The organism is Corallincola platygyrae (assembly GCF_039544265.1).
In the GTDB taxonomy this organism is placed as follows: Bacteria; Pseudomonadota; Gammaproteobacteria; order Enterobacterales; family Neiellaceae; genus Corallincola; species Corallincola platygyrae.
In genome coordinates, this window is the sequence record NZ_BAABLI010000014.1 from 143,644 (window position 1) to 162,022 (window position 18,379).

The window sequence follows — 18,379 nt, forward strand, 5'->3', positions numbered from 1 at the left end:
CATTTGTAAAAAGATAGCGATGCCCCCACAGTTCCAGAGGGTATATTTGCTGTTCAAATTAGATGTGAGACGAAGCGCATGAAATGTGAGCATAGGGCTGGTTTAACTACAGCAATATTACTGATTTTTCCGTTTTTTATGGTGGGCTGTGATGGAAGCCAAAAGCCCTTAATAGGCGACATAGAGGGGTGCGTACCGGCTAAAATCCAGTGTGTTGATGCCAACCAGGCCCATAACGCAGTTTTTTGGTTGGAAACCGATAGTTTTGAGACTGAAATTGCCATGCCTGCCCATGTTAAATTCAGTCAAAAGGGCTTGATGGTTGAAAGCGCAAAACTAAGCGGTGACAACATGTATATGGGTTACATTCCGGTGATGTTTGAGAAAGATGCTGAAGGTGTTTTTGTTGCGGATATGTATCTTGCTTCCTGCACCCAAAAAGATATGCGCTGGAAGCTGACGCTGAATACCGTGAATACCGAGGGCGTTTTAGAAGAGTGGCACTTTGTTTTCGATGCTCCGCGCTAAGGGAGTGGTTTGGACTGACAGGGGTTATGAAAAAGATTCTTTGTTTTGGTGATTCCAATACCTGGGGGTATGCACCCTCAGGGAAGAGGTATAAGAAGCGTTGTCGGTGGCCTGGTGTATTAGCCAAACAATTAGCGCCTGCATTCACAGTAATCGAAGCCGGGTTGCCGGGTCGGACATCCGAACGTGATATGCCTTATGGCGATAACGATTTAATTCTTCCCAAACTAAAGGGGCTTGTTGCAGAACATCGACCAGAGTTGGTGGTGATAGCCTTAGGAACTAACGATTTTCTCTCTAACGTAAACATGACCGTCGAAAAGACTATAAGAAACTTGATCGGCTTGGTGGGCTCAATACGTGAAATTGAAGAGGCATCGGGTCAAATCTCGGAGATAATACTGGTCAGCCCGACAGAAATTCTTCCAGAAGGAGAGTTCACTCCGATGTTCAACGCTCCACAGATTGCTTTGCAGGCAATAGAAGTTGAAAATGTAGCCGCTCAAAATGGGTTAGGCTACGTCGATGCTCGGCAGCATGCTGAGCCTGATCATAATGAAGGTGTGCACTGGACGGAAAGTGCGCATGAGAAATTTGGGCTAAAAATTGCGGAAGTAGTAGTTGATAGATTGGCGTCACCCAACTAGTTTTTCTGCTCCTTTAACACTTGGTTCAGGTTTGTTTTAAAGGCCGGTACGGTGCTTTGGTCAATGTGTAATGTGTGCGCCTTTAAGAAGTCGTTTGTCTCATACAGATTGGATAGCGTCTGATTCACATCTTCTATGAATTTAGCGCCAATTTCCGATTTACTGCACGCTATATAGGTGACGAGAAACTCGGGTGCACCAGCGAGACTTATCGATTCAATTTCGCTCTCAGAAAGGTTGTGCTGGGCTATTTGGTGTTTGATTTGCGTAGGGTAGTCAACGATTAAATCAACCATCTGATTACTTAGCAACATGGCGTTTGTGTCGTATCTGTTGTCGACACTGAACATCGAAATGCCTTCTTTGGTCGCTTTGTGTAGTTCAGCGTCCCAACGTTTTCCATAAGAAGCATCACTAGCCAAACCAAGAACAACTCTCGGCTTTTGACTTAACAGCAAGTGAATAGACGTGAGTTTGCCATTGGCATCGATAAGCTGAGGTGGAATAACGGTTCTATTTTTCAAAAAGTACAATCTAGGGCCGAGGTGAAGGTTGAGTGGTTGAGAAAAGTAATTCCTGGATTGTCGCTCACTGTTTTTTAATCGATTAGCGACACAGGCATTTGGATTGGTAAAGAGTTCCTTGTCGATACCAGAGACTGATGCGACGCGAATATCAAAGTGATATTGAGGAAGAGACTTCATTACCAACTTCACTGTGTCTACACCAATCGAGAATGGTTCATGGGAAGTTAACGCAACTTCATCTCTCTGGTCATCGGTTATCCAGACGATTGTCTGAGCAGACAAAGCGGAGCTAAGTACAACAGAGAACAAACCAATGAGCCAACGACGCATTATTAATTCCCACGCGATAAATAGGTGTTAGCTAGACATAGCGGTAAACAGGTTAGAACTCTAATAGGGGGATAAGAATTGAGAGAGGTATCACTGTTACCAGATACTATATTTAACATAATATACATTATGCGCATATAACTATAATTTCATAAAACTAGGTTACTGCTGTGTGCCTGGCGTATAATCGACAAATAGCTCATCTATTCAATTGATTAAGGTTCAGTTTGGTCACGCTCCCCAAGCCAATTAGTTCGGAACAGATCGGTCCTCTATTTCTAAAGCAGACATTTTCTGAAAGTAACAATGACGTCAATGTTGCCCGTGTTGGTGTCGACCTTTCTCTCGGTCAGGATGCCGCAGTCGAAACCTTGTCCATCGCATTCTCTGACGCCTGTCGTGGCCAGCACCTGTATTTTAACAGTCGTGGTGGTTTTGATGATGAGTTCTTGATTAGTGACCTGTTATCTAGAGGTTTGCCAGACGATCATAAGTTAGCCAGCAGAGATTGGGTTTACGTTCCATGCTCCTTGCAACCAAACAAGCCGCGCTTAATCGAATTGCCTGCCGCGAGTGCTGGTCAGTTTTGCGAAGATATAGCGGCTTACTACGAGTCACTACTCAAAGACATTGATGGCCCCAGCTTCGAAGCTTTGTTGTCTCAATATGGTGATTCAGCAAACCTACGAGCTTATTTGGCTGAGCTAGCGCTTGGTGATACCGCCCATGAAATGACGCCCGCCGTGCTGGTGACTCACAGCCAGGCAAACGAGTTTCCTCTTATCCATTGTTACCGTCTTGATGAGCGTCGTTTGTTTGGCGAGATACGTTACGAAACACAGCAAGGCAGTGTTATTACAAGCCAGCAGATGCTTCAGCCTGGGTTGCTACACCTTGCAAATGGCGGTGTATTGGTGATTAAGGCTGAACACCTTATTGAACGTCCAGACCTATGGGGTCGCCTGAAAGCAGTCATCTTAACGGGATTACTCGACTGGCTCCCGCTGGAATCACAGAACGTTGTTTCTGCGTTTAATCCTGAACCTATGCCGCTCAACATTCGCCTGATACTAATCGGTGACCGATCATGTTTATCTGAATTGGAACTGCAGGACCCCGAGTTCACTGAATTCTTTTCACTGATATGCGACATTCGGGCGGTTTATGACGTGCGTACCGCTTCGGATCATTTGAAATACAGGCTGTATATACAGGAAGTAGCCCGGTTTAGAGGGCTTTTGCCACTGTCCGAAGAAGCGATTGATGCTATAGCAAACTGGTCTTCAAGACATTGTGAAGATAACAGTCGGGTGCTTTTAACCAGCCGGGACATTGGGAATCTTATGGCTCAGGCCTGCCACTATGCCCATAAACAAAAAGCACTGCAGTTAGATGCAAGCCACGTGGTTAAAGCGATTGAAGCGAGCAAAAAGCGGCTCTGTTTGATTGCTGACGAACATCTATATGGGATTGAAACCGGGCAAGTAAAACTGCAACTAACTGGCAAGGCTATTGGCCAGGTCAACGGTCTTACAGTCATCGATGCTGCAGGCGAACAGTTTGGTGAACCTGCTCGAATCACAGCCTCCGTTCATATGGGTGACGGTGACGTTATCGATATTGAGCGCAAAGCCGATATGGCCGGCAATATCCATGCAAAGAGCACTATGATTTTGAGTGCATTTGTCCATGGTCTGTTTTCTAAAGATACTCCTCTCCCCTTGTCCTGCAGCTTGGTGTTTGAACAGAGCTATTATCATGTAGATGGTGATAGTGCAGGTTTAGCCGAATTGCTTGCCCTGCTCTCTTCGTTTTCACACATACCTATTCAGCAATCTTTTGCCATCACAGGCGCTATTGATCAATTTGGTCAGGTAATGGCCGTTGGCGGGGTGAATGAAAAGATTGAAGGGTTTTATAAAGCCGCAAAGCATGTCGCACCAGAGCAGTCTGTTAGTGTTATTCTACCCAGAGCCAATATTAATCAGTTGAATCTCGCACCTGTTTACATAGAAGCCATAGAACAAGAGTCTCTTATTCTGTACGGCGTCGATAACGTGGCCGAAGCTATTGCTCTGAGTATGGGGATGAGTGCTGGTGAGTTAGATGACCACGGCTACTATCCCGAAAACACGGTTTACGGGAGAATTCAAAGACGGGTTGATGACATTCATAGTCACGAAAAACCCAGTCTTTGGTCTATCTTTTTCCCTTGGAAGCGACATTAAATCTGATCGGAGTTGTCCAGCGTACATGTGTTCGCTAATCTAAGCCGCTTTATGAGTAATGGAATTTAACATGCAGCAATCTAGCTACAATAAAGAAGAACTACTGGCATGTAGCCGTGGCGAAATGTTTGGCCCGGGAAATGCGCAACTGCCGGCTCCTAATATGTTGATGATGGACCGGATCATCGAAATCAATGACCATGGTGGTGAGTTTGGCAAAGGCCAAGTGATTGCTGAACTGGATATCACACCTGATTTATGGTTTTTTGATTGTCACTTCCCTGGTGACCCAGTAATGCCTGGTTGTCTTGGTTTGGACGCCATGTGGCAGATTGTTGGTTTCTTCCTTGGTTGGGGCGGTAGTCCTGGTAAAGGTCGCGCCCTGGGTGTTGGCGAAGTTAAATTCACTGGGCAAGTTCTGCCTACAGCGAAAAAAGTCACCTATCGCATCGATCTTAAGCGCGTTATTCGTCGCAAGCTGGTTATGGGGATCGGTGATGGTGTGGTTGAAGTGGACGGTAAGAAGATCTACGAAGCCACCGACCTCAAAGTTGGCTTGTTCACAGACACCTCTACTTTCTAATAAACGCAACTCATAAAAAAACAAAAGCCCCGTAATGGGGCTTTTTGTATTTCTACGATAGAAAAAAGGATAGTTATTTGGGGCCTATGCCCATACTTCGATTTTCGACGGCTTCACGCCATCCACCTAACCATTGCGACCTGGATTCGATGCCTTGATAGGGACAATCTTCCCTCGAACGACCAACGATCCCCGCCTGGTAACCTCGCGCATGCGCCCTTTCCATACGATCTCTTTTCTGCCGTTTCATCATACAGTGTCATCCTCTTTGTTAGGAAAGTGGCACTCCGTGGTGACGAAGCGCCCACCCTCTTATACTCAATCAGACACGCGTATGACACAAAGTCGTATTGGCTATTTACTAAGCTTTTTTACTTATAAGCCAACGACGGCGCAGGATAGCGAGGACAAACAGTGTAATTGTACCAAAAACGCTGGTGCTGGCTCCTGAACGGGAAAAGTTCTCTTCTTCCTGTTCTGGACAAACTTCTGGGATGCCGTCGGGATCAGCATAGAGCCTGACGGCACGAGCAACTTCTTCGAGTTCCTGCTCGCCTTCACTGTTAACAACGGGGTCGCCGCTATTATCCAGAGCCGGAACCGTAGCAATAGCAACGCCAGAAATGGTGCCGTTATCGTCAATATGATTTGCCTCTACCATTTCGTATTCCGAGTCGCAGGGCAAAAGGTTATTCAGATCAGTGAAAGTGTTGGTTGGTATATCGTAAAGGAATGCATGCTTGCGGCGCGGAATCTGTGGATTAACACGCTCGTATTCACCAAAACCGACCACTTGTCCCAAATTATTAACGCTACGAGCTGTGCTTGATGATCCGTTATAGAAATCTGTTACATCGGAATCGTCACCGTAAGCAGACTCTAGCTTGGCGCCTTCTTTACCTAACTCGTAATAAAAGAACTTGCTACGCCAGTAACCATTAATAAACTTCGTCACATCACCCACAACGTAACTGATACCGTCAGCGTTCTGGTCGCTGATGTCGTATGCGACGCTGGCTCGGAACTCATCGGGGTCAGTAATATCCAGCACCTCATCATTCTGATAAATCGCCGCATATGTACGAACCTGATTGTCGTCACCATCTTCAAATGCGTAGCTCATACCAACTGAAACACCTTCAGCATTCACCGCAAGCGCCTGGCTGATATACTGACGTTCGTCATCTTCATCAGGTGTTGCAAGCAAACCCAATTCCTTGGTTGAGACCACTGAGCCTTGGTCGTCTAACTGCCATTGGTATGCTCTAAGTTGGTAGTTAAGCGATCGCGTACAGACTTCCAGCGGGACATCCTGATCAGGACAATTTTCCTCTGCATAGTCTCGGCTTGACTCAGTCAGTTCAATGCTCGCGTAACCAACAACAAGGTTATTGTTGTTAATATCGTTGCTGATACTAACACCACCATATTCAATAGTGGGTGGTAAAAGAGCTTCCAATTCGCCGTTGAAATGTGCGTATCCTCTGAACTGGAACTCTCGAGCAAAGTAGACCACCTCAGTTCCATCTTCTTCGGTATATTCAATGGCGTAATATGGAGCCGTACCCACACCTACTATGATAGAACTGTCATTAACACCGAATGCAATATCGTTGGTACTGCCGGTCAACTCGCCAGTGTCTTCATTAATAACATCAAACAACTGCAAGCGCGTTGAGGTTGTTCCGTCGGTTACCCAGGCAACTTCGTTACCTTGAGGTAATTCAAGAAAATCTTCGTCCTCATCATCGTCATCGTCATCATCGAGATCATCATTAATGTCGTCATTGATGTTATCGTCTATATCGTCATCCAGCTCATCATCGCCATCTTCAGGATCAGGCTCTAAACTGTCTTCAAATCGGTCTTTGGAAGTTGCTGCCACTTCGCCGCCGGCATTTGCCCCCATTGCGTAGGAATGTTTGGCTTCGCCGATTGTTCCTAGGTCGTCGACGCTATATGTTGTGGCGCTAGTACCAAACGGCACGAAGCTGAGTAAGAAAGTAGACGTTACGAGTTGTTTAATGCGCATTGATACACCCTAATTACAGCGAGCCATTGGCCATTTCATCTAACTCTTCCCAGCGTTCAAACGCCGTTTCCAGTGATGCTTCTGCCGCTTGAAGGGCGTCTAGCACCGGCTGAGTGGCATCGACCGGTTGAGAGAAGAAATCGGATGCGCTGATCTGATTTTGTAATTCTGCTACTTGTTGCTCTAACACTTCAATGCGCTCTGGTAAGGCATCCAGTTCGAGCTGTAGCTTGTATGATAACTTTTTGGATTTTTGCGAAGAAGGTTTAGCGGCCGGTTTTTGTTTTGTTTCGACACTTTCTTCACGTTTTATCGTTTGAATCAGCGGCGGTAGTTCGGAATATCCTCCGACATGGATATTCAACAATCCATTACCTTCAAATCGCCAGCAACTGGTTGCTACGTTATCGATGAATGCACGGTCGTGACTCACCAGCAACACTGTTCCTGGGTACTGACTGACTAACTCTTCCAACAGTTCCAGCGTTTCGACATCCAGATCGTTAGTTGGTTCATCAAGGATTAAAAGGTTAGAGGGCTTCAAGAAAAGTTTTGCTAACAATAGCCTGTTTTTCTCTCCACCAGAGAGTGCCCTCACTGGCTGTCTTGCTCTCTTCGGCGCGAATAAAAAGTCCTGGAGATATCCCAGCACATGGCGCTTTCGCCCTTGATAATCAAATTCTTGTCGACCGTCTGCGACCGTATCTACAACGGTTTTTTCTGGGTCCAGCTGGTCTCGATACTGGTCGAAATAAGCGACTTCGAGTTTTGTACCGCAACGACAACTACCATCCGTTGGCGTTAGCTCCGACAGCAGTAATTTAATTAAGCTCGATTTACCACACCCATTTGGGCCAACCATGGCGATCCTGTCGCCTCGCATTACCTGTGTAGTGAAGTTCTGGAATAAACGTTTATCACCACGCCACAAAGCGACATCTTTGAGCTCAAAAACCAGTTTACCCGACTTTTCAGCTTCGTTTATCTGCATCTGCGCTCGACCAACGCGTTCAATGCGCTCCCCCCTCTCCCTACGCATCGCTTTTAGGGCGCGCACTCGCCCTTCGTTTCTTGTACGACGCGCTTTAATCCCCTGGCGGATCCACTTCTCTTCTTCGGCTAACTTGCGATCAAACTCTGCCTGGTGTTTGGCCTCGGTTTCCAGCCATTCAGCTTTGCCCTCAAGGTACTTGTCGTAATTACCTGGCCAACTGGTTAAAACGCCGCGGTCGAGGTCGACAATCCTGGTAGCAAGTTTGCGAATGAAAGCTCGGTCGTGGCTGATAAAAACGATAGCGCCTTTAAACTGGCTGATAAATTGCTCCAGCCAGAGCACCGCTTCGATATCGAGGTGGTTAGTTGGTTCATCCAGTAACAGCAGATCAGGTTCTGTTACCAGCGCTTTCGCCAATGCCACGCGTCGTTTCCAACCACCGCTGAGAGAAGCCAATGCACCGTTGACATCAAGTTCCAGTCGCTTTGCAACTGATTCAATCTGTGTTTGAAAGCTCCAGCCATCGACGGAGTCCAATTGTGACTGCAGCTTTGCAAGCTGCTCCATTTGGCCGGCGTCTTCTGTGTTTAGTGACGCCGTCAAATGTTGAAAGTCCTGCAGCCATTGTCCGGTTTCGCCAAGACCCTGAGCGATGTAGTCGAATACCGTGATCTCTTCGGCATCAGGTGGATCCTGATCTAAGCGCGCTAAACGAACATCGGTTCTAAGTTGTCTGCGTCCATCATCCAGGGTTATTTCGCCACTGATGACTTTCATCAAACTAGACTTACCAGCGCCGTTTCTGCCTACCAAACAGACCCGTTCTCCGGGCTCAATCTGAAAATTTGCTTCATCAAGCAAAGGTGTTTGACCATAGGCCAGGCAAGCGTCTTCAAGTACAAGCAAGCTCATGATGACTTCTCTAAAAATTCGTTTAACTCAGTTAGTGTAAAAGGCCAGTCCAGCTCGTTCTGCGCTAACTGTACAACGGGTATTCTGACGCGAAAACGTTCAAGCCACTCCGTCTTTTCCATAATATCCCGGTAGATGACTTCAACTTCCGGTTGTAGCTGAAATAGTTTCATTGCGTCTTCGCAGAGATGGCACCCCTCGGTGCCGTATAAGTAGACGATCATCCTCGCTTGCAATCCAGCAGGTAACAGTGGTGAATCTTTTGATTCCGCTTGAAGTCTTCGGGCAGACTGGCTTGTGTTACGTCTTCTATTTCAAGATCGTACTTGGCCAATTTCTCTTCATCCAGCTTGAAACCGCGTAGATTATTGGAAAACACAATCGTACCGCCTGGCTCAAGCAGTTCACGCGCGTATGCAAGCAACTCTACATGATCTCTTTGCACGTCAAAATGCCCTTCCATTCGTTTGGAATTGGAAAAGCTCGGCGGGTCTATAAAGATCAGGTCGAATTTATCATGGGTCGATGCCAACCATTTCATGCAGTCAGCTTTGACTAGTACATGACGTTTGGGATCGAGGCCATTTAGTTCGATATTTCTTGCCGCCCAGTCTAAATATGTACGGGACATATCAACGCTGACAGATGATTCTGCACCACCCTTTGCAGCATGACAGGTAGCGGTTGCTGTATAACAAAACAGGTTAAGAATGCGTTTACCCTCGGCCATTGCGCCTAGTTCTGTTCGAACAGTTCTATGGTCTAAGAACAGTCCGGTATCCAAATAGTCAAGTGGGTTGACCCAGAATCGGCACTGCCCTTCATTGACTCTGAACCAAACGTTAGCTTGTTGCTGACGTTGGTACTGTTGCTGGCCTTTTTGACGCTGGCGTGTTTTAAGCGCGATCTGGCGGCTATCTACATCCGGTAACTCGGTTAACGCAACCAGGGCATCGTTTAACCGATTACGTGCTTTCTGTTCATCAATCGATTTAGGTGCTGCAAACTCCTGTACTACCAACCAATCACCATATTTATCAATTGCCAGGTTGTATTCAGGCAGGTCTCGGTCATAAATACGGTAGCAATCTGTGTCAGCGGTTTTAATCCACTTGTTCAGGCGTTTGATGTTCTTCTTAACGCGATTGATGAAATCCTCAGCCAGCGGTTTAGGTTCACCCTGTTTGATCTGGTACGTCGCAAGGGTGCCTTTGAGCTGTCCGTTGTAAAGTGTATACCGCTTGTCAGCGCGCATACGTAACTGGTTTAGCATCGAATCATCGATGTTATATATTGCTGCACGCCACTCGCCAAAATGCTGCTTTAACTGACGGCCAAGATAATAGTGAATCGCCAGTACCTCTGCGATGGTGCCTAAACGCTCACCATAAGGAGGGTTTGATACCAGTAACCCTTGTGCGCCGTAACGGTTGTCCAGTTCGCTCACGTCACCTTGGCTAAATTCAACCAAGTGGCCAACACCCGCTGTGTTCGCATTCTCTTTGGCAAGGGCGACCATGCCATAGTCGAGGTCCTTACCGAAGAAACGTTTTTTAGTTTGGCTTCGACCAAGCTTTGCGCGCTGTTCCGCGGCGTCTCGTGCCTCAAACCACAAAGTTTCGTCAGCCTGAGGCCAACGCTGAAATGGGAAACTGTCAGTGAGTAGTCCTGGTGCTATATCTGCGGCCATCATGGCAGCTTCAATCACCAACGTGCCACTACCACACATGGGATCTACCAGAGGTTGTTCTGAATGCGAATCATAGCCAGCGCGGTAAAGAATTGCGGCGGCCAGGCTTTCACGCATCGGTGCAGCCCCTGCTTTATCACGATAACCGCGCTGATGAAGTGGCCCGGATAAATCAATAGACAGGCTAATCTGGTCTCGATTCAGGTAAGCATGAATTCTTAGATCTGGATAAGCTTTATCAACTGACGGGCGAGGTAATTCATTTTCGCGGCAGAAATCAACGACCGCATCCTTGACTGTTTGTGCGCCAAACTGAGTGTTGCGCATCCAATTGTTTGTGCCATCGAACTGGACAGCGATGGTACCGTTTGCGCGCATATGCTTTTGCCAATCAATCTGCTTGGCTGCGTTGTATACGGCGTCTGCGCTTTTTACATCGTAACTGCCAAGACTGAGCAACAATCTGCTTGCGACACGACTGTACAAACAAAACTGATAAACAAAATTGATATCGCCTTTTACCTGTACCCCTGCCCTAGCCAATTTCGTTTCAAAGGCGCCAAGTTGTTCTGCTTCTTTTGCAGCAAGATCTTCCATCCCCAAAGGGGCGGTAATAAACAGTTCAAGGGTCATATTTGCGGTTGTTATAGCTAGCGATTCAGTAAGGATTGCGCATTATAGGTAATCCACTGGCAAAAGTCTTTTTTGTGGCGATTGAACAAAGATTCAGCGATTGAACAAACAGGGGTTGCATATAGCAAATCAACTCCCTATGATACGCCCCTCTCTGACGCGGGGTGGAGCAGTCTGGTAGCTCGTCGGGCTCATAACCCGAAGGTCGTCGGTTCAAATCCGGCCCCCGCAACCAATCTTGTCATTACGACGCTACCAGAGATTGGACAGAGTTAGTTTCGGACGCGGGATGGAGCAGTCTGGTAGCTCGTCGGGCTCATAACCCGAAGGTCGTCGGTTCAAATCCGGCTCCCGCAACCAATTTCCGAAACCGTCATATACGGACGCGGGGTGGAGCAGTCTGGTAGCTCGTCGGGCTCATAACCCGAAGGTCGTCGGTTCAAATCCGGCCCCCGCAACCAATTTCAAGTATTAATCTATTTCTCCATCGTTTATCTACAGGCATACGCGCACATGCGCCAACCGGCCAGGCCAGTTGTTCCCGCATTAATTTCTTTCTACAAACGTTTTTGTAGCTAGGCGAGTTTGAAGAATTCGTCAGTGTCAGACGCGCTCACAAAGCCGATGACTCTATCGTTCATCACTTTGATGACATCGAACATAGCCATGGTCTTGGTGTCATTGAGTCGAAGGGTCTCATCGACGAGCATGCAAAGAGAAGCCTGCTCATTGCTTTCCAGCACGATAAACTGGCCTAATTGGCCCGCAACCGTGCTTAATTCAATCAATAAGTCTTCGCATACTGCTACCTGACTTGAGCCTGGAGCGAAAAACCAGCTCTTAGGCATCACGGGCAGTAAAAACCGCTTTGCTGCAACAGCGTTTAACACGGTTTGGACAAGCAATGGGCGGGGTAAAAGCTTATATCCCAAAAGCATTTCAGCAATCAGGTTGTAGTTTTTGCAGTCTTCTGTAGAGAAAGCCTGGCTTTGATGTGCAATGGGGCACAACTGCTTTCCCTTATAGTGGGTTTTGAAGTGGAGATCATCATCAAGTGTGATGCAGAGACGATCTGCCTCTTTATCAAAGTACCAGCGCCACCCCTGATTTGGCTGCATAAACATTAATAAGCTCTATTTTATTAGTTTTATTGTGTTTTTCTGCGGACATTTTCTGTATGTAGTTTGAACAGTGCAAGTGCTTTAGTGAAAAATTGTGAAAAAAAACGCGACTAATTGTCGCGCTTTTCCGTTAATTGGTGAATTTGTTTAAAGCTTGCTCACTATCTCTTTGACTAAAGGTGGGCCTTGGTAGATGAATCCGGTATAAACCTGAACCAGACTCGCTCCAGCGTTAAGCTTTTCCTGTGCTTTTGATGCGCTGTCTATGCCACCAACACCGATGATTGGTAAATCACCATCAAGCAAGCCACTCAATTTTGCAATAATTGCAGTGCTTTTGTCGGTAACAGGCCGGCCACTTAAACCGCCGGCCTCTTCAGCATGTGGATGGCCAGCAACGGGCTCACGATCAAGGGTTGTATTGGTGGCAATAACACCATCGATCTTATGTTTGACCAGGGAGTCAGCAACCTGAGCCAGCTCTTCATCACTTAGGTCCGGTGCGATTTTTACAGCTACGGGCACATACTTACCATGCTTCTCTGCCAACTCTGCTTGTTTTTCCTTTAAGGCCGACAGGAGTTCATCAAGCGCTTCACCGTACTGCAAACTGCGGAGCCCCGGCGTGTTTGGGGATGAAATATTGACTGCGATATAAGACGCGTACAGATAAACCTTTTCCATGCAGATAAGGTAGTCATCTTTACCCTGCTCTACAGGTGTATCTTTGTTCTTGCCAATGTTGATCCCCAGAACCCCCTTAAAACCGGAGTTTTTGACCTGTTCAACCAGGTAATCTACGCCCTTATTGTTGAAACCCATACGGTTGATCAAGGCGTTATGTTCTACGAGCCGAAAGATACGTGGTTTGTCGTTGCCCGGCTGTGGTCTGGGAGTGACGGTGCCAATCTCGACAAAACCGAAGCCGATGGCATCCCAGGCGTGAATACATTCACCATTTTTATCGAGACCTGCGGCCAATCCAACAGGGTTGGGGAACTCAATTCCCATTACAGTCCGAGGTCTGGCAGGCAGCTTTTGCTTTAGAAAACTAAGTAAAAAGCTACCTTTTAACTTCTTAAATCGATCAATAGTGAAGTCATGAGCCCATTCCGGGTCTTGAGCAAATAGAAAGGCGCGCGCAAATTTATACAGCATTTTCTACCGTTTAATGTTGCGGGCGCCTAGTCGGCGCCCATGGTCTTATTTGGGTTCGCAATTGTGGCTTAATAGCATGAGTTCGCGCAAGGCCACAGAGAACTTGGCAAACTCGTGACTTTGGCTGACACGGAATTCACCGAGCATGTGGTTCCAGCGTTGGATCTCCTTCTCATGGTCTTCTACCCAGCTTTCTAACATAGCGTTTGCTTCGCACATACCTGAGCAATACCGGAGAACAACGGCCGTCAATGCGCGTTGTTGCCAATCCAGCTCCTCACGGAAGGAAGCCCTTGCTAACGCCTGCCAATGATTACTTACAGGTTGTAGCGATATTTGATTGAGGAACCAATGCAATTGCAGTTTGGCACCCAGCTTGAAGTAGACATCTGCGACAATAGCCACATCGCGTTTAGCCTCAATAGCCACTTCAGCAATATCGAGAGCCGAGAACAGCGTGCTTATTTGTGACATCAGGGAGGCGATGTCGCCATTGACTCCTTTGCTCTCCAACTCATTTGCTGTGACTTGAAGCTCTGCGACCTCGTCTTTAACCAGGTAGTGCTCCAGGTTACTTCGAATATCATCAAACGTTGCCTGGTAGCGCTTAACGTTCTGCTCAATGCTCAGACTGCGATCACGGTGGCGCAGGAACCAGCGAGTGGCTCTTCGCATAATTCTTCGGAATTGATGCAGCAATTCGCTTTGGGTCTCTGCCGCGATCTTGTTGTCGAGAGATGAAATGCTTTGCCAAACTTTCGATAACTCGAAAACTTCTCGCGCCATGGTGTAGCAGTTAGCGATTTCAGCTTCCGTTGCTCCAGTTTCATCTTGTAGGCGACCAACAAAATTGAAACCAACATCATCAACCATGGCATTGGCAATCTGCGTTGCAATGATCTCTGATCTCAGCGGATGTGCCTGCATCTCTTCGCGATACTTTTTCTGCAATTGCTTGGGAAATGCGCCAATAAGAGACTGGTTGTGATACGACACATCCGTCACTTCAGGTACCAGCAATTTCTCTTTCAGGAACATTTTTCCGTAGGCCAGCAAGACACAAAGCTCTGGACGGGTAAGTCCGAGGCCAGCCTGTGTCCGCTCTGCCAACTCTTCATCGCTCGGCAAAAATTCAAGCGCTCTGTCGAGTAAACCCTCGCGTTCCATTGCATGAATAAAACGCTGATACTCTTTGACCTGCTCTTCATTCTTGAGCTGTGATATGGAGAGCCCCTGAGTTTGACGATAACAGTTATCAAGTACGATCTCTGTTACGTCGTCGGTCATGTCATACAGTAACTTATTACGCTGCTTCAGCGTTAAATCACCGTGACTCACCAAACCGTTGAGCAATATCTTGATGTTAACTTCGTTGTCTGAACAGTCGACACCGCCCACATTGTCGGTGAAGTCAGTGTTAATACGACCACCATTAGCTGCGTATTCGATACGACCTAATTGAGTAGCACCAAGGTTGCCGCCCTCGCCTACTATTTTTGCGTTAAGTTCGCTGCCATTAACACGGACGGCATCATTCGCGCGATCGCCGACATCACTGTGGTTTTCGTTCGTACCCTTAATATAAGTACCGATACCGCCATTCCAGAACAGGTTGACCGGCATTATGATGAGTTGTTTGATCAGTTCGTTGGGGGTTAGCGACTTCTTGTCAGTGTTTAGCATTTTCTTCATTTCCGCGCTAAGTGTTACCGACTTAGCGCTTCTTTCGAAAATGCCACCACCCTTGGAGATAAGCTTTTTGTCATAGTCAGCCCAGCTTGAGCGAGGCAATTCAAAAAGCCTTTTGCGTTCTACATAGCTGGATTGTGCGTCAGGATTTGGATCGACAAAAATATGCAGATGGTTAAACGCTGCCTGAAGCCTGATTTTTTCGCTGAGTAACATACCATTGCCGAAAACGTCCCCCCCCATGTCGCCAACACCGACACAGGTGAACTCCTCTTCCTGGCAGTTAATACCAATTTCACGGAAGTGACGTTTGACTGACTCCCAGGCGCCCCTGGCTGTGATCCCCATCTTTTTATGGTCGTAACCAACGCTGCCACCAGACGCAAAAGCATCGCCTAACCAGAATTTGTATTGCTCAGAGATTTCATTAGCAATATCAGAGAATGTGGCAGTGCCTTTATCTGCTGCTACAACTAGATACGGGTCATCTTCATCGTGTCTAACGACGTTAACTGGAGGGACTAATGTGCCATCAACAACATTGTCTGTAATATCCAGCAGTGCGCGAATAAATGTGCGGTAACAATTCTGGCCTTCATTCAGGAAAGCGTCACGATCTGATGGTGATGGCAATTGCTTGCATACAAAGCCACCTTTCGCGCCAACAGGCACGATCACGGTATTTTTAACTTGCTGCGCTTTAACCAGCCCCAGCACTTCAGTACGAAAATCCTCTCGACGGTCAGACCAACGTAATCCGCCGCGAGCCACCTTGCCGCCACGTAAATGAACACCTTCAACGCGCGGTGAATAGACAAACACTTCGAATTTAGGCAGTGGCAAAGGCATGTCTGAAATAGCGTCTGGTGACATTTTAAAAGCGATGTAAGGTTTATCGCGACCATCACTCATCGCTTGGTAATAATTAGTCCGCAACGTCGCTTGGACCAACTCGGCATAGCGTCGAATTATCCTGTCGTCATCCAGGCTGGATACATTGTCCAGCGCCGTCTCAAGTTGCTCCAGTTGCTTAGTTAAATCGCGATTCTTTACCGCTGGTGAAAACTTAGTTTCGAAAAGTTCAAACAGCTGACACGCAATGTCAGCGTAATCACACAAAGAGTTTTCGATGTACTGTTGACTGAAACTGCTGCCAATTTGGCGCATATACTTTGCGTACGCGCGAAGCATTGACACCTGTCGACCAGTAAGCCCAGCAGATAATATGAGTTTGTTGAATCCATCATCTTCATATTGACCGGACCAAACACCACTAAGTGCCTCGACAAAACGCCCTTGTACCTCATTAATATCCAGTCCGGTACCACTGGCATGAGCCATATGGAACTCAAGAACCCAATGCAACACACCTTGATTGTCTGTGATCTTATATGGCCGCTCCCCGATGACTCTGAGCCCCATGTTTTCGAGTAGAGGTAGAATGTCAGACAGGTGTAACGGCGTTTCCAGGTGGTATAGCTTAAGGCGCACCAGCTTGGAGTTGTCTCGCTCTTCCTGCGCTCGATAAAACAACATGCCCAGCTGATGTTGATCATTTAGCCGTTCGAGCTGCTCTATGTCGGCTATCGCACTGCCGGGCAGCACGTCGTCTTTGTAGCTTCGTGGGAACCCCTCAGCATATTTCTGATGGAGGTGTTTTGCTTGCTCCTCACCGAATTGACCAAGTAATGCGTCTTGAAATTTGTCTTCCCAAGAGCGAGCTGCTTCTACCAGGTTTTGTTCTATCTGTTTCACATCGACATCCATGGTGTTGTCTTTAACGTGGACGATGTAATGGGTTCTCGCTAAGACTGATTCGGAAAAGAAAGTGGTAAACTCAACGGGCGCCTCACTATTGAAATAGCGCTGAAGAATGACCTGTGTTTGTTGGCGGAGAAAGGTGTTGTACCTGTCTTTTGGTACATACACCATGCAGGAGAAGTAGCGTCCAAAAAGGTCGCGACGAACAAACAAACGGCTCATGTCGCGTTCCTGCATTTGCAGTACACCCAGGCCAATATTTAAAAGCTCAGACTCAGGCGATTGCAGCAGTTCGTCACGTGGGTAAGTTTCCAGAATATTCAGCAGGGCTTTGTATGCGTGTGAGCCCTTCGCGTATCCGCCACCAGCCATCACGCGGTCTAACTTGTTTCTAATAAGCGGTACCTGGGTCGCGCTTTGATTATAAACTGATGCCGCGTACAAGCCGATAAAACGGTGCTCACCAATAACATTGCCTTTATCATCAAACTTCTTGATACCTATGTAGTCGATGTAGGCTGGCCTGTGTACCCGTGATTTTGAATTGGTTTTGGTCAGTACCAGCAAGCTTTGATCGAGTGCATTTTCGCGTGCACTTGTTGGCAGCGTGCTCAGCTTTCTTGAACGGTTATTCTCGCTTGCACGCATCAAGCCAAGGCTTGAGCCTTTCAATTGACTTAACTCGTGGTCCCCTTTTACCGCTTTAACTTTGTATTCGCGGTAACCCATCAATGTAAAGTTGTGATTCTTTACCCATTCAAGGAACTCTATCGCTTCTTCTCTTTCACTCTCAGCACCGGGGAATGGTGACTTGGCTAACTCTTTGATCACCGATTCCAACTTGTCTTGCATCGGCTGCCAATCCTCGACTGCCAGCGTGACATCCCGAAATACTGAATTTAGCTCCTCACAAATCTTCTGCCGGTCAGCTTGTGACGTTTGACGATCAATCTCGACATGAAAAACCGTGATCTTATGTTTGAAAGTATCTGAGATATCACCAAGCGCAGTGACTTCTCCTTCGCTGGATTCCACAGAAAGTGGCGCATTCAACAGTAGATGCGCGGTTACGCCGAGCCGCTTCAATGCCATTCGCAATGAATCCACCATAAAAGGCGTATCACGTTGAATCAATTCAATAATAGTGTGATTGGAATGCCACCCGTGACTACCCACTTCTGGGTTAAAAACGTGAATACTTGGTTGCTCGATGTCATGTGATTGCATCAAATGCCAAAGACTCATGACACCGCCATACAGGTCACTGTCACTGCGGCCTGCTAAATCTTCCAGAGAGATATTGCGATACAAGCGTTGTACTAAACGCTCGACCATAGGCGCTTCAGTCGCGGGTAACTTAGTATGGATCAGGGTACGTAGACGTTCGAGAAGAACAGAAAAGTGGGCTTCATTTGGGGCCATGGTTTCACCTTTACGGCTTGTTGTTATCAGACCTTACCTTTTTACAGGCGACACTATTGTGTACCGGTCTTTACCACATAGGTTAGCCCAGAACCGAGATCCCACAACACGCCAATCAATTGTT

At 47.1% G+C, this 18,379-nt stretch carries 13 protein-coding genes and 3 tRNA genes; 7 read left to right on the forward strand and 9 right to left on the reverse strand.

Going from position 1 to position 18,379, the window contains the following annotated elements; genetic code table 11:
- The first annotated feature begins 249 nt into the window (after positions 1–249).
- Both ABEA14_RS11960 and ABEA14_RS11965 read left to right on the forward strand, forming a co-directional pair.
- The gene (locus ABEA14_RS11960; protein WP_345340245.1) at positions 250–528 is read left to right on the forward strand and encodes a hypothetical protein; all 279 of its coding nucleotides are present in this window, start codon (positions 250–252) and stop codon (positions 526–528) included.
- Between the two features lie 26 nt (positions 529–554).
- Positions 555–1,175 (forward strand): GDSL-type esterase/lipase family protein, encoded by a 621-nt coding sequence (locus ABEA14_RS11965; protein WP_345340246.1) that lies wholly within the window; start codon positions 555–557, stop codon positions 1,173–1,175.
- Here ABEA14_RS11965 and ABEA14_RS11970 read toward each other — a convergent pair.
- Positions 1,172–2,032 carry a hypothetical protein gene (locus tag ABEA14_RS11970; protein WP_345340247.1) on the reverse strand — a complete coding sequence of 287 codons (861 nt, stop codon included), beginning with the start codon at positions 2,030–2,032 and terminating at the stop codon, positions 1,172–1,174. The two genes, ABEA14_RS11965 and ABEA14_RS11970, sit on opposite strands and share 4 nt — an antisense overlap.
- 227 nt (positions 2,033–2,259) lie before the next feature.
- On the opposite strand from ABEA14_RS11970, the gene ABEA14_RS11975 reads away from it, so the two are divergent.
- Complete coding sequence (locus ABEA14_RS11975; RefSeq protein WP_345340248.1) at positions 2,260–4,260, forward strand: AAA family ATPase; 2,001 nt, start codon at positions 2,260–2,262, stop codon at positions 4,258–4,260.
- A gap of 70 nt (positions 4,261–4,330) precedes the next feature.
- Positions 4,331–4,843, forward strand: a complete 513-nt coding sequence (gene fabA / locus ABEA14_RS11980) for a 3-hydroxyacyl-[acyl-carrier-protein] dehydratase FabA (protein WP_345340249.1) — start codon at positions 4,331–4,333, stop codon at positions 4,841–4,843.
- Positions 4,844–4,916: 73 nt separating this feature from the next.
- On the opposite strand, the gene rmf is transcribed toward fabA, so the two are convergent.
- The 5 genes from rmf to rlmKL all read right to left on the reverse strand — a co-directional run bounded on the left by rmf (position 4,917) and on the right by rlmKL (position 11,104).
- A complete protein-coding gene (gene rmf / locus ABEA14_RS11985) occupies positions 4,917–5,093 on the reverse strand; it encodes a ribosome modulation factor (RefSeq protein ID WP_345340410.1) in 177 nt (58 codons plus the stop codon).
- A 111-nt stretch (positions 5,094–5,204) separates the two neighbouring features.
- Positions 5,205–6,875: a DUF3466 family protein gene (locus tag ABEA14_RS11990; protein WP_345340250.1), complete on the reverse strand. Its 1,671-nt coding sequence runs from the start codon at positions 6,873–6,875 to the stop codon at positions 5,205–5,207.
- Between the two features lie 13 nt (positions 6,876–6,888).
- On the reverse strand, positions 6,889–8,781 hold the full coding sequence (uup, locus tag ABEA14_RS11995; protein WP_345340251.1) for an ATP-binding cassette ATPase Uup: 1,893 nt from the start codon (positions 8,779–8,781) through the stop codon (positions 6,889–6,891).
- The gene (locus ABEA14_RS12000) at positions 8,778–9,005 is read right to left on the reverse strand and encodes a glutaredoxin family protein (protein ID WP_345340252.1); all 228 of its coding nucleotides are present in this window, start codon (positions 9,003–9,005) and stop codon (positions 8,778–8,780) included. The genes uup and ABEA14_RS12000 overlap by 4 nt, the downstream gene beginning before the upstream one ends.
- Entirely contained in the window at positions 9,002–11,104 is a 2,103-nt protein-coding gene (rlmKL, locus tag ABEA14_RS12005) for a bifunctional 23S rRNA (guanine(2069)-N(7))-methyltransferase RlmK/23S rRNA (guanine(2445)-N(2))-methyltransferase RlmL (protein WP_345340253.1), read from the reverse strand. Before rlmKL ends, ABEA14_RS12000 begins: the two co-directional genes overlap by 4 nt.
- A 158-nt stretch (positions 11,105–11,262) precedes the next feature.
- On the opposite strand from rlmKL, the gene ABEA14_RS12010 reads away from it, so the two are divergent.
- From ABEA14_RS12010 to ABEA14_RS12020, 3 genes are all read left to right on the forward strand, one after another.
- Positions 11,263–11,339 (forward strand) — tRNA-Met (locus ABEA14_RS12010).
- Between the two features lie 48 nt (positions 11,340–11,387).
- A tRNA-Met gene (locus tag ABEA14_RS12015) sits at positions 11,388–11,464 on the forward strand.
- A 24-nt stretch (positions 11,465–11,488) separates the two neighbouring features.
- A tRNA-Met gene (locus ABEA14_RS12020) sits at positions 11,489–11,565 on the forward strand.
- Between the two features lie 114 nt (positions 11,566–11,679).
- Here the strand turns inward: ABEA14_RS12020 and ABEA14_RS12025 are convergent.
- The 3 genes from ABEA14_RS12025 to ABEA14_RS12035 all read right to left on the reverse strand — a co-directional run bounded on the left by ABEA14_RS12025 (position 11,680) and on the right by ABEA14_RS12035 (position 18,255).
- Positions 11,680–12,228, reverse strand: coding sequence for a cell division protein ZapC domain-containing protein (locus ABEA14_RS12025; protein WP_345340254.1), 549 nt, complete (start codon positions 12,226–12,228; stop codon positions 11,680–11,682).
- 144 nt (positions 12,229–12,372) lie between these two features.
- Positions 12,373–13,383, reverse strand: coding sequence for a quinone-dependent dihydroorotate dehydrogenase (pyrD, locus tag ABEA14_RS12030; RefSeq protein ID WP_345340255.1), 1,011 nt, complete (start codon positions 13,381–13,383; stop codon positions 12,373–12,375).
- 45 nt (positions 13,384–13,428) lie between these two features.
- Positions 13,429–18,255 (reverse strand): NAD-glutamate dehydrogenase, encoded by a 4,827-nt coding sequence (locus tag ABEA14_RS12035; protein ID WP_345340256.1) that lies wholly within the window; start codon positions 18,253–18,255, stop codon positions 13,429–13,431.
- Between the last annotated feature and the right edge of the window lie 124 nt (positions 18,256–18,379).

What these genes read in the sequence shown, in the direction of transcription:
- ABEA14_RS12025 (WP_345340254.1), bottom strand. Translation starts at nt 12,228, where the DNA reads ATGTTTATGCAGCCAAATCAGGGGTGGCGCTGGTACTTTGATAAAGAG.
- rlmKL (WP_345340253.1), bottom strand. Translation starts at nt 11,104, where the DNA reads ATGACCCTTGAACTGTTTATTACCGCCCCTTTGGGGATGGAAGATCTT.
- ABEA14_RS12035 (WP_345340256.1), bottom strand. Translation starts at nt 18,255, where the DNA reads ATGGCCCCAAATGAAGCCCACTTTTCTGTTCTTCTCGAACGTCTACGT.
- pyrD (WP_345340255.1), bottom strand. Translation starts at nt 13,383, where the DNA reads ATGCTGTATAAATTTGCGCGCGCCTTTCTATTTGCTCAAGACCCGGAA.
- ABEA14_RS12000 (WP_345340252.1), bottom strand. Translation starts at nt 9,005, where the DNA reads ATGATCGTCTACTTATACGGCACCGAGGGGTGCCATCTCTGCGAAGAC.
- rmf (WP_345340410.1), bottom strand. Translation starts at nt 5,093, where the DNA reads ATGAAACGGCAGAAAAGAGATCGTATGGAAAGGGCGCATGCGCGAGGT.
- ABEA14_RS11990 (WP_345340250.1), bottom strand. Translation starts at nt 6,875, where the DNA reads ATGCGCATTAAACAACTCGTAACGTCTACTTTCTTACTCAGCTTCGTG.
- ABEA14_RS11970 (WP_345340247.1), bottom strand. Translation starts at nt 2,032, where the DNA reads ATGCGTCGTTGGCTCATTGGTTTGTTCTCTGTTGTACTTAGCTCCGCT.
- uup (WP_345340251.1), bottom strand. Translation starts at nt 8,781, where the DNA reads ATGAGCTTGCTTGTACTTGAAGACGCTTGCCTGGCCTATGGTCAAACA.
- ABEA14_RS11965 (WP_345340246.1), top strand. Translation starts at nt 555, where the DNA reads ATGAAAAAGATTCTTTGTTTTGGTGATTCCAATACCTGGGGGTATGCA.
- fabA (WP_345340249.1), top strand. Translation starts at nt 4,331, where the DNA reads ATGCAGCAATCTAGCTACAATAAAGAAGAACTACTGGCATGTAGCCGT.